We start from the raw sequence: 11,434 nt of genomic DNA on the forward strand, positions 1-11,434 counted from the left end.
ATGTTCATCGACTCATAGTTTTCGATGCGGTCTTTCTTGGGCTCCTCGATGATGGCGCGGCGGTGCGCGTCGTCCATGAAGTAAATCGACAGGTTATCGAGGCGCGTAATCATCAGCGCATCCGCCGGGAAGTACGGCACACGCACGGCGGGCAGGTTGCCGATACGCTTCTGGCTGATAATGATGTCAGCGGCCAGTGATTCGGTGTTTGGCTGCGTCTTGTTGACGATCGGGAAATATTTATCCGCGAGCAGCTTGCGACCGGTGATGACCACGAGCTCCGGGTCGTCCTGATAAATCTCGTCAATCAGGTTGGTGGTGGCGTCCATCACCAGCGCGTCGAGGTTGGCATAATCGCCGTTTTCACCCACGCGGATCACCGCCGAAACCACATCGCCGTTTGCATCGGTGATTTTCGACATCACGCGTGCCGGGGCTTCATTGCGGTACTTCTGCAGCCAGCCCACCGCCACATCCTGCAGCATCGGATGCGTTTTGCGGTTGGAGGTTTCCGCGCGCTCGATGCCGTTGAAACCGGCCATGATGAAATCGAGCGACTGACGCTTGATGATCGCGTCACGGATACGGGTCTGGAAGTCCTGGAATCGCGCCCACAGGTCGAGCTGTTTGTAACGGATATGGAAATCAAAGTTGATTTGCGCACATTCGTATTTGTTGGATTCCAGCGCGGTAAAATCGGCAGTCTTGCGCTCATCATCACCGGCGGTGTCGGCGGTGCTCGCAATGGTGCCGTTGACGCCTACCCCGACCTTTTCGCCTTTGAGCTCGTCGACCGGCACGATATTAATTTTGGTCAGAAACGCGGATGACACCTGCAGGGTGTTCATCAGGGTCTGGGTCACAGACGGCTCGACGGTGAATTTCTTCGCCACGTCGTCGGTTTCAACGCCGTTCAGCTCCGCAACGCGGGACAGGTAAGCATTGAATTTAAAGCGGGTCTCTTTACGCATGGGTATTCCTGTTTTTCTAATTTGTCAGATGTCTGGCCGGGCAATACACCCGGCGCGTTATCAGCAGTTGGTCAGCAGCTCGTCGCCCGTCCCGCCTTTCGATTTCTCGCGGCGCGGCTGGCTCAGGCTTTCGGTGTTATCAAGGGTGCTTTTCAGAGAGGAATACGCCTGCGCGCTTTCGTCTGCCTTGCGCGTCACGTCCTGCTTAAACTGCGCAAAGGTGGTCTCAAGCTCCGCGATGCGCTGGTCAGTCGCACTGAGACTGGCCTGCACCAGTTCAGAGACTTCCGTCACCGCCTCATGCACGTCAGCAAAACGCGCGTCATCGCTCACCTGCTTGCGGTTGAAAATGGCTTTAACTTTGTCAGTCAGGCTGTTGAGCACGGTGTCGGGAACGTCTTCGAATTCCAGCTCTGCCAGCGTGGCAACGGAAAACAGGTCGTCAGGATGGGCTTTTTTACCGGCGAGCGGGTTCTGCGTCGCCCGGCTGCAGAATTCAAGGTATTCGGTGCCGAGGCTTGCCGGGTCATCCGTCACCGCCAGACCCACGAGGTAACATTTGCCGCTGTTGGCAAAGTTCGGGCGAATTTCCATCGAGGTGTAAACCTTCTGACCGGCGCGCACCATGCTCACCAGCTCGTCGAGCGGCGCGATTTTGCCAAACAGCGCTTTTTTGCCGTTCAGTGCCGAGTCATCGCTGATGATTTCGGCTTTGACTTCGGTCACGTCGCCATAACGTTTGAGCACGCTGTCGGGAAGAATGCCGCGCAGGTGTTCGAGGTTGATGCGACAGCCATAGACACGCGGGTCAAACGTGTCGGCCATGTCCTGAATATCATCCCCGCTGATGACACGGCCATCGCAGGTGTCACCCTCGACGCCGATGCGAAACCATTTAGAAACTTTCTTTGCCATTGTTCAGGTGTCCTGATGTTGGGTTTTCGGTTCGGGGTTAGTTTCCCGACTCCGCCCCGCATCAGCCACCGCTTGCAGAAGTGCAACCCCTGACACAACAGGGGCTTAGCGAATCCCTGCGCTAATTTCCTTAGCCTTGCCCCGTATTCACCGACACGAGGCAACCATGACCATTTCAACTGACCTCTCCCTTTTGCACGACCCGCGACGACAGGCGCGCCTGTTGTTCTGGCAGGGTTTTTCCGTGCCACAAATTGCCGACACGCTGCAGATGAAGCGCCCGACGGTGCAGAGCTGGAAGCAGCGCGACGGATGGGAGGAAACCGCCCCGCTCAACCGTGTTGAGTCGACGCTTGAGGCTCGGCTGATTCAGCTGTATGCAAAGCCCGACCTGACGGCGCATGACTTTAAGGTCGCTGATTTCTTATCGCGGCAGATGGAACGGCTGGCACGCATCAACCGCTACGGCCAGACCGGTAATGAAGTGGATTTAAATCCCAATATCGCGAGTCGCAATAAAGGGGATCGCAAAAAGCCGAAACGTAATTATTTCAGCGACGAGGCTGTCGAAAAGCTCGAAGATATTTTCCTCGACCAGTCGTTTGAGTATCAGCTCAACTGGCATAAGGCAGGCATCGCGCACCGCATTCGCCACATCCTTAAATCGCGCCAGATAGGCGCAACGTTTTACTTTGCGCGCGAGGCACTTTTGCGCGCCCTGAAAACCGGGCAAAACCAGATATTTTTGTCAGCCAGTAAAACGCAGGCTTACGTGTTCCGAAAATACATCATCGCCTTTGCGCGTCTCGTCGACGTCGACCTGTCGGGCGACCCGATTGTCATCGGCAACAACGGTGCAGAGCTGATTTTCCTCGGGACCAACTCCAACACTGCTCAGAGCCACAACGGCGACCTGTACGTCGATGAAATTTTCTGGATACCGAATTTCCAGCGGCTGCGCAAAGTGGCGTCGGGCATGGCGTCGCAGTCGCACCTGCGCACCACCTATTTCTCAACCCCGTCCACACTGGCGCACGGTGCTTATCCGTTCTGGTCTGGTGAGCTGTTTAACCGGGGGCGCAGCAACCGCGACGAACGGGTCGACATCGATATCAGCCATAAGGCGCTCGCCGGTGGCGTGCTGTGCCCGGATGGTCAGTGGCGGCAGATTGTCACCATCGAGGATGCACTCGCCGGGGGCTGTACCCTGTTCAATCTGGATCAACTGAAACAGGAAAACAGTGCCGACGACTTCCGCAATCTGTTCATGTGTGAATTTGTCGACGACAAGGCGTCGGTATTCCCGTTTGAGGAGCTGCAGCGCTGCATGGTCGATGCAATGGAAGAATGGGAGGACTTCGAGCAATTTGCCGACCGTCCGTTTAACTGGCGTCCGGTCTGGATTGGCTACGACCCGTCGCACACCGGCGACAGTGCAGGCTGCGCGGTACTGGCTCCGCCACTGGTTGCCGGGGGTAAGTTCCGCATCCTTGAGCGTCATCAGTGGAAAGGGATGGACTTTGCGGCGCAGGCCGAGGCCATCCGGTCACTCACTGAAAAATACACCGTCGACTATATCGGCATCGATGCGACCGGCATCGGCCAGGGGGTTTACCAGCTCGTGCGCTCGTTTTTCCCGGCGGCGCGCGCCATCCGTTACACGCCTGAAATGAAAACCGCGATGGTGCTGAAAGCGAAAGACACCATCCGACGTGGATGTCTGGAATACGACGCCGGGGCAACCGACATCACGCAGTCGTTTATGGCCATTCGCAAAACCATGACCAGCAGCGGGCGCAGCTCGACCTATGAAGCAAGTCGCAGCGAGGAAGCCAGCCACGCCGATATCGCGTGGGCAACCATGCACGCCCTGCTAAACGAACCGCTTTCCGCCGGGAGCGGGATGCACTCAAACTCTATTCTGGAAATTTACTAAGATGGCAAAACCAAAATTTAAACCGACCACCACGACCGCCAGCACACCGCAAAAAATGGAGGCGTTCACTTTTGGCGAGCCCTCCGCCGTGATGGACAGGCGCGACATTCTCGATTATGTCGAGTGTATTCATAACGGGAAATGGTACGAGCCGCCGGTCACCTTCTCGGGGCTGGCGAAAAGCCTGCGCGCCGCCGTCCACCACAGCTCGCCGATTTACGTGAAGCGTAACATTCTGGCGAGCACCTACATCCCGCACCCGTTGCTGTCGCGTCAGGATTTCAGCCGCCTTGTGCTTGATTATCTGGTCTTTGCCAACGGCTACCTTGAGAAGCGCATGAGCGTCACCGGCCAGCTCATGAAGCTGGAAACCTCCCCGGCGAAATACACCCGCCGGGGCGTCGAGGATGACGTTTACTGGTACGTGTCGAGCTTCACCCACCCGCACGAATTTGCGCCCGGCTCGGTGTTCCACCTGCTTGAGCCCGATATTAATCAGGAGCTTTACGGTATGCCGGAATACCTGAGCGCACTTAATTCCGCCTGGCTGAATGAGTCCGCCACGCTGTTTCGTCGCAAGTATTACCAGAACGGCGCACACGCGGGTTACATCATGTACGTCACTGACGCGGCGCAAAGCAGCACCGACGTTGAGTCGCTGCGTGATGCGATGCGTAATTCAAAGGGACTCGGGAATTTTAAAAATCTGTTTTTCTATGCGCCCAACGGAAAACCGGACGGGATTAAGATCGTGCCACTGAGTGAAGTCGCCACCAAAGATGATTTTTTCAATATCAAAAAGGTGAGCGCCGCTGACCTGCTTGATGCGCACCGCGTGCCGTTCCAGTTGATGGGCGGCAAGCCCGAGAATATCGGCTCAATGGGTGATGTCGAGAAGGTGGCGAAGGTGTTTGTGCGTAACGAGCTGTCACCACTGCAGGAGCGTTTCAAAGAGGTTAACGACTGGCTCGGGATGGAGGTGATCCGCTTTAAAGATTACAGCCTTGAATCAGAATAAAACCCGCCCAAAATGCCGCCTCCGGGCGGCATCATCACAGACTGCCTCAGACGCGCCACACGCAACGCATTTATCAGACAACCCCGTCACGAGCCAGCGAAGCGGCAGCGCCGTCAGGATGCTCGCAGGCGGACACAATTAAATGCTGTCACCACCTCTGGCGCGCAATGCTTTCCCCGCCACGCCTGCCCGCTTGATGGGGCGGTTTTAATGCAGGTGCATGAGGACCATTAACATAGATACCGACTGGCCCATCATAGGAAACATGCCTGGAATAAGGAGATGCAGTATCAGGCAGTCATATGCACCACTTTCTCGGCGCTATACACTCATATTACATGTATAAAAACACATATAACTGAGTAGTGAAAAACAGCCGACATTATGCTAAAACCAAACTTTACACTCAGCAAACTCAAGTGGATGATTTTACTTATGGAAAAAGAGACTATAGGTGCGTTTCCTGCAAAACGTTTTTTTGTAGATATGCTCACCAGAGATATTGAGCTGCAGGATGCAATTCTCGACCTTTTAGATAATTGCTTAGATGGGGCGCTCCGTTCAGTATCAAAACAGACAGACAATCGCGATGAAGAAAATGTTTATGAAGGATTTCATGCAAAGATTAACTTTGATGATAATAGCTTCACAATAGAAGATAACTGTGGCGGCATTTCTGGTGACCTAGCTACTGAGTATGCATTTAGACTTGGTCGTCCTAATGATAGGAAAGGAGAAAAAATACCAACAATCGGAATTTACGGCATTGGTATGAAACGAGCAATGTTTAAGATGGGAACGGCATCAGAAGTTTTAAGCAAAACTAAAGATGAACAATTTAAAGTTGTAATTAGCCCTGAATGGATATCGGATGATAATGAATGGGAATTAGAGCTCGAAAGAACTGAGGTTAATTTAAAGAACCCAGGAGTTAAAATAACAGTCACACAACTCAGAGAAGATGTGAGTAATATTTTCACTCCAGAAAGAGGATTCGAGGAACGCCTTAATATTGCTATTGCAAATCACTATAGTTTAATAATTAATAAAGGCTTCAAAGTTTTCGTAAATAACGTAGAGGTTAAACCAAATCTTACCACCTTGATGATCGATGAAAATGCTTTTAGCGAAGAGAATAATGGGATAACACCGTATTTTTATCGTGGAGAAAGCAAAGGCGTATCAATAAAAATTGCTGTTGGATTCTACAGAGATTTAGTCTCAGAAGATGAAGAACGTTCAATTCTCTCAGGGAAAACGACAACTGAGAAAGCTGGTTGGACAGTAATATGTAACGATCGTGTCGTACTACATGCTGACAAAACACGATTAACTGGCTGGGGAGAGGCAAGTGTACCTCAGTACCATACTCAGTTTATAGGGATTGCAGGTGTGGTAATATTCACATCTGAAGATGCAGAAAAACTGCCTATTACGACGACAAAACGTGGTGTTGATGGCAACTCAGATGTTTACCTCGCTACAAAAGATTTCATGCGCGAAGGAATGAAACTCTTCACCGACTTTACAAACCGTTGGAAAGGAAACTCTGAGGCGAAGAAAAAAATGTTCTCCGATGCACCTCAATCACTGCCTTTAAATAATAAAAACGTCGATAGCGTTGTTCCTGATAATAAGTGGTCGAAGGTTACGAGATCGATTGGTGGCAATGCCTACAAGCCAAAACTACCTGTTCCTAAACAGTCCGACCCTCTCAAACAAATAAAATTCAATCGTAAAGCTAGCGAAATAAAAATGGTTTCACAATTTCTTTTTGATGATGATTCATTTGCACCAACAGATGTTGGAAATTACTGCTTCGAGCAATTTTTAGAGAGAGCAAAAAAATGAGCACAGGTGGAAGTATACCTTACCACCTAAGACAACATAAAGCGGTGGAAAGAAATTTATTCATTGAGCTTTTACGGAAATTAAATAATTATATTAACGTATCTGATTATGTTTATATTGGCTTTGGAGGACCATTTTTAGAGGACTTCAAGCAATTGCATACAACCTTAAAAATTAACAAAATGATTTCTCTTGAAATGGAAGAAAATGTCCATATTCGTCAGAAATTTAATATGCCAATATCTTGCGTAGATATCGGTGACGAGCCTGAAAATAGCGGCGAATTCATCACAAGATATGATTTTGAAGAACCTTCATTAATATGGCTTGATTATGCCATTCCAAAAGACTTGAACAAGCAATTAAATGAAATTGCTAGCTTGATAAGCAAACTAAAGCCTAAAGATATTTTTAAAATAACTCTAAATGCAACACCTGATAGTCTAGGACGAGATTACACCTCGCCGGATCCAAAACCATTTAGATTAAGAAAATTAATAGATCGTTTAACTGAAGATTATTGTCCCACTAGTCTTGAGGAGGATGACGTAACATTTAAGCGATTCCCATCAGTGCTTTTGAAGGCTTTGCAGCGTTCAATCAACGTTGGCCTTGCAGGAAGAAGTGATATTCAGGTGCAACCCTTAGCTACCTTTATATACAAAGATGGCCAACAAATGATCACTTTCACTGGGATTATATTACCCAATGACGATGATAGTAAGGGGATATTCTTTGAAAAATCACGAATTGAAGCGTGGCCATTTTTTAATGGTAACTGGGCTACTATTAGAAATATTAGTATCCCGACCATGTCTTTAAGAGAGCGAATGTTTATTGAAGAAAGATTACCTTTTGGGTCCGAGCCACAAATTAAAGAGCAGCTCGGGTTTTATCTTGGTGATGACGAAGAGGAAGCCAGCGAACATTTAAACAACTTCATTGAGTATTACAAAGTTGTTCCGTGGTATTCAAAAGTTCTTTTTTAACGCTCTTACATAATTCGTGCAACGGTAATAGCATAGCTTCAGCAACTAATGGGCTAACGCTATTACCGATTTGCCGAAAGCTATGCCATTTAGTAGGGTGAAATCTAAACCAATCCGGGAACCCTTGTAATCTAGCCGCTTCACGGGGAGTTATGACTCTTGATTGAGTTGGGTGAATCGGCCTGACCGCTTGGTAACTTCCTTTGTCACTACCAGTTCCTGCTCTTAGAGTAGGGCAAAATCCGTTGGGATCGAGGCGTTGAGACCTTGAGATCTTATCTGTTTCACCAAATGCAAGTTGACCATATCTCTGCAAGATTTCATCATTATGAACCGTACCTAAAAAACCAGAAACCAACCCTTGTTTCAACTTGTTGATAGATTCTGCATCCCCTACTTCAGTAGGAATGTTGCCCCAAAGACGCTCGTAAAAATAACCATTCCTTTCCATTTTTACTTTTCGCCAACCTTGTTTTTCTTCTTGCCACTCTTTTTTAATTACACGCGGAAGCCCGTAAAGTGCATCTTTAACAAGAGTTGGTTCTATTAAATTCCTTGGAAAGAAATCAGACTCTTTGAGTTGATGCGCAAGATCTTTCCTAAATCCAATAAAGAATATTCGCGTCCTTGTGGTAGGGGCTCCATAATTTGACGCATTAACTTTAATTGGATGCAATAAATAGTAATCATCACTAACTAATGAGAATGCTTCTTCTCTTACCGAGTTATATTTTTCACTCATAATTCCTGGAACATTTTCAGCCAGAAAACAAATAGGTGATAATTCGCTTACCAATCTAAAAAAATGAATATATAACTCATTTCTCGAATCATCGGCATTCCCCTTCCCTATCGTGCTAAAACCCTGACAAGGAGGACCTCCAATAACGCAATCAATTTCAGTTACACCACACTCTGAGAGAATATCTTTCGCTGTGAGCGTGCTCACATCACGATGTAGATGTGTTGTTCTTGGAAAATTTAACTCATGAGAAAAAATTGCATGTTTATCTAGCTCAACAGCACCAGCCAAGTTAAAGCCTACACGGGCTGCCCCCAAGCTTAAACCGCCAACCCCAGAGAACAAATCAACTACATTCATATCAGATAACCATGCTATAAATTCAACTAATGATCATCCATTCTACCATTACTTCTGTTCTTTACTAACGTTTTCATTGCTCTTAAAACCGGGTCACACGGTTCTGTAGCAAGAGTAACCGAATGATTAACCTACAAAAATTAACATGCCATAACGACTTAGCTCTAAGTAGACACGCTATATTGGCTACGGCGTGTCATGTTTTAATGCGCTTCTTAGCACCTTCATAACCTCGGGGTCATCCCATGCGGCAACCCTGCCATCAATGTGATTTATCCCCACTGCAGCAAGCTCAGACGGTGTAGGTGCCATAACTGGATCGCCACCGGTTGTGAGCTTTCCACAGTTATTGACAGGACTCCGAGGCGCGGCAATGCCGCTTTTTAAAGTCAAAGGCTCAACGGCCAAAAGCTTTGGAACGATGCGCCATTCGGCTGTGCGGGTAACGTGTACCAGCTCAGAGCCCAAGTGCGGCGCGTAGATGCCCACGACTCTCTCTATGTCCTCTTCGTAGGCGTTAACCTCGTCAGTCACGTTACGAGCCACACGGACGGTCTGACTATCGCGTGGAACATTCGCCCCACCCTGCGCCGCGATATACAGGTCAAATTCACCTTCATCAGCTGCAGCTCTGGCCGCTTCGACGCGCTCATCAAATTCATCAGCAATGCTTACACCGCGAGGCAGTTTGCGCAGCTCGCGATATGCGCCCATCGTTGGCAGGCCAATAGATTTGAATTGCGGGATACGCCACGTTGACGCCCATGCGGTTACAGCTGCGGCGGTATCAGTGAGAGGCTTGCCTGTGTCGTGATCGACCTGACCATCGAGCGCGTAACCATCGATGTTCTTCGCAATGTATTTTGCGATGTAACCGGCTGCACCACCTTGATTGAGGTGCTTCGCCTCAAAGCGCTGTGCTGCAGCGCCCTTTTCATCGCCGTCTTCTTTTAAGGCATACCGGCGCATGATTTCGGTGATGTGTTTGCGTTGCTCTGGTTTACAAAAAAGCATCATGTGCCAGTGCGGCGTTCCGTCATGATGCGGCTCAACAACACGCATCCCGTAGACCTGCAGATCGTTATCTTTAAAAGCTGTACGCATCAGGCTCCAGATACGGCACAAATACCGCTGTCCATCCTTCGGCGTAAAAGCAGTTTCATTCCAACTGTGATTAAGTTGCACTGTCTTTTTATCGCCCTTTCCTACCTGACGCGTCGGGTGATACTTCGATGGCGTGGTGATAGTGATAAACATCCCGACGTCACCCTGACCGGCCGCATAGCGTTCAATGCCTGCAATAGTGTTCATCAGTTCCATACGACGGATTTCAGGGTTTGAAATACTTCCCATGACTTTGCTGATGAGATCGATGCGCTCACCAGTCACTTTGTTTTCCAGTTCGCACGATTTGAGGTATTCGAGGTTAGCCAGGCGGCGAGAATGCACATCGCGGATCGCCGTTTTACTCGCGTATGGGGACCGGTCTTTATTCACCTCACCGGCTGCAATCAGCAATGCCTCGTGCCAGCGCATACGCTGCGCCTTAAACTGGTTAATCCACCATTCATCGTTAATCAGACGAGCGATAGCGGAAAATGCCTGGCGGATTGTGATTTGCCCTTTGCGGTATTTTTTCCAGAACATCGGGGTGATATTGAATGCGCGAGCTGCACCGGCAACGTGACCATATAAATGCGTCTGCGCCTCATCGGTGAAAAGAGTCTCTTTACCGCCGTGAGCATCTGCCCAAGCGTCGCTTAATTCTTCATAAGCAACATAGAGCTGCGAAGCGATACGAGCTGCAAACTTTTTGAGCGCCTTGTCACTCATACCAGGTAAACGCGAATAGCTTTCTCGCTCGCTCATGAAGAGTAGCGATGCGGTCTCGTTCATTCCATTAAGCTGATTGACCCGCTCAAGACGCGGCCCCACTCTCTGCTCGACCGTGTTCTTAAGGAAATAGAAACCATGAAGTGGGCTTTTAGTACGACGGATGAAGTCATACCGAGAGTTGAACAACGTTTTTAAGACGTATGGCAGGCGATTAACTTTACCTAAAACACCTTGCACCTGACGGAATTCGCCACGTGTAAGGGGTCTGTCACGGCCAATTGCAGAACGTGGAGCATTCCAGGGATAAGCACCGACGAATCTATCATCGGTGTGCTTCGAGAAAGGAGGCGGTGGCGAGGGGGCAATACGCCCCCGAGGTTCAGCGGCCATTTGAAGTGAAGGCGTCCAGACATTGCTTCGCTACGCGCTCAATCTGAGTTTCAAGCGCCGAGAAACGAGTGGCGTCTCCCGTTAAAAGGTCATGCAAGACAAGACCGGAAACGAGCTTAGAAATTGTCGGGTAGTAACCCACTACATCCAGCCATTCCTTACCTTCATTCTTGCCGGATGTAGCGGTTTTCTTTTCCTGCAAAATAAATTGATAGCGGTCGCTGGTAATGACGTACTGGTTATTTATCTCGATGCGTATGCTCCTTTTTACTTCCTGTTAAAAGTGGTTAAGTTACTATACCGAAAATCGAGTTGTGTAACTTTTCCGACTCCTGACCTAATAACTCGATAATCTCGGTGCGATTAAGTTCTGACTTACTGATGTGCGCGATAAGACCGTCAAACTGAGAAGAGAAACGGGTCGCT

The 11,434-nt window shown here is 49.1% G+C and carries 10 protein-coding genes; 4 read left to right on the forward strand and 6 right to left on the reverse strand.

Going from position 1 to position 11,434, the window contains the following annotated elements; genetic code table 11:
- A partial coding sequence (locus ACKI5T_RS19685) for a phage major capsid protein, P2 family (protein WP_407439618.1) occupies window positions 1-971 on the reverse strand: 971 nt, incomplete at its 3' end.
- Between the two features lie 60 nt (window positions 972-1,031).
- A complete protein-coding gene (locus tag ACKI5T_RS19690; RefSeq protein WP_407439620.1) occupies window positions 1,032-1,886 on the reverse strand; it encodes a GPO family capsid scaffolding protein in 855 nt (284 codons plus the stop codon).
- A gap of 166 nt (window positions 1,887-2,052) precedes the next feature.
- On the opposite strand from ACKI5T_RS19690, the gene ACKI5T_RS19695 reads away from it, so the two are divergent.
- From ACKI5T_RS19695 to ACKI5T_RS19710, 4 genes are all read left to right on the forward strand, one after another.
- The gene (locus ACKI5T_RS19695) at window positions 2,053-3,822 is read left to right on the forward strand and encodes a terminase ATPase subunit family protein (protein WP_407439622.1); all 1,770 of its coding nucleotides are present in this window, start codon (window positions 2,053-2,055) and stop codon (window positions 3,820-3,822) included.
- Between the two features lies 1 nt (window position 3,823).
- On the forward strand, window positions 3,824-4,840 hold the full coding sequence (locus tag ACKI5T_RS19700; protein ID WP_407439624.1) for a phage portal protein: 1,017 nt from the start codon (window positions 3,824-3,826) through the stop codon (window positions 4,838-4,840).
- Between the two features lie 384 nt (window positions 4,841-5,224).
- Window positions 5,225-6,691 (forward strand): ATP-binding protein, encoded by a 1,467-nt coding sequence (locus ACKI5T_RS19705; protein ID WP_407439626.1) that lies wholly within the window; start codon window positions 5,225-5,227, stop codon window positions 6,689-6,691.
- The gene (locus tag ACKI5T_RS19710; RefSeq protein ID WP_407439628.1) at window positions 6,688-7,680 is read left to right on the forward strand and encodes an O-methyltransferase; all 993 of its coding nucleotides are present in this window, start codon (window positions 6,688-6,690) and stop codon (window positions 7,678-7,680) included. The genes ACKI5T_RS19705 and ACKI5T_RS19710 overlap by 4 nt, the downstream gene beginning before the upstream one ends.
- Here ACKI5T_RS19710 and ACKI5T_RS19715 read toward each other — a convergent pair.
- The 4 genes from ACKI5T_RS19715 to ACKI5T_RS19730 all read right to left on the reverse strand — a co-directional run.
- Complete coding sequence (locus ACKI5T_RS19715) at window positions 7,631-8,782, reverse strand: DNA cytosine methyltransferase (protein ID WP_407439630.1); 1,152 nt, start codon at window positions 8,780-8,782, stop codon at window positions 7,631-7,633. The two genes, ACKI5T_RS19710 and ACKI5T_RS19715, sit on opposite strands and share 50 nt — an antisense overlap.
- 186 nt (window positions 8,783-8,968) lie before the next feature.
- Complete coding sequence (locus ACKI5T_RS19720) at window positions 8,969-11,008, reverse strand: replication endonuclease (protein ID WP_407439632.1); 2,040 nt, start codon at window positions 11,006-11,008, stop codon at window positions 8,969-8,971.
- The gene (locus tag ACKI5T_RS19725) at window positions 10,998-11,267 is read right to left on the reverse strand and encodes a DUF5405 family protein (protein WP_407439634.1); all 270 of its coding nucleotides are present in this window, start codon (window positions 11,265-11,267) and stop codon (window positions 10,998-11,000) included. Before ACKI5T_RS19725 ends, ACKI5T_RS19720 begins: the two co-directional genes overlap by 11 nt.
- 28 nt (window positions 11,268-11,295) lie before the next feature.
- Window positions 11,296-11,434 (reverse strand): DUF2732 family protein (locus ACKI5T_RS19730; protein ID WP_407439636.1); only part of this gene is annotated, 139 nt, incomplete at its 5' end.

This window comes from Lelliottia sp. (assembly GCF_045627565.1).
GTDB lineage: Bacteria > Pseudomonadota > Gammaproteobacteria > Enterobacterales > Enterobacteriaceae > Enterobacter.

Bases quoted from the DNA above. Each gene is read 5' to 3' on its own strand.
- ACKI5T_RS19690 (WP_407439620.1), bottom strand. From the start codon at position 1,886: ATGGCAAAGAAAGTTTCTAAATGGTTTCGCATCGGCGTCGAGGGTGAC.
- ACKI5T_RS19695 (WP_407439622.1), top strand. From the start codon at position 2,053: ATGACCATTTCAACTGACCTCTCCCTTTTGCACGACCCGCGACGACAG.
- ACKI5T_RS19700 (WP_407439624.1), top strand. From the start codon at position 3,824: ATGGCAAAACCAAAATTTAAACCGACCACCACGACCGCCAGCACACCG.
- ACKI5T_RS19705 (WP_407439626.1), top strand. From the start codon at position 5,225: ATGCTAAAACCAAACTTTACACTCAGCAAACTCAAGTGGATGATTTTA.
- ACKI5T_RS19710 (WP_407439628.1), top strand. From the start codon at position 6,688: ATGAGCACAGGTGGAAGTATACCTTACCACCTAAGACAACATAAAGCG.
- ACKI5T_RS19715 (WP_407439630.1), bottom strand. From the start codon at position 8,782: ATGAATGTAGTTGATTTGTTCTCTGGGGTTGGCGGTTTAAGCTTGGGG.
- ACKI5T_RS19720 (WP_407439632.1), bottom strand. From the start codon at position 11,008: ATGGCCGCTGAACCTCGGGGGCGTATTGCCCCCTCGCCACCGCCTCCT.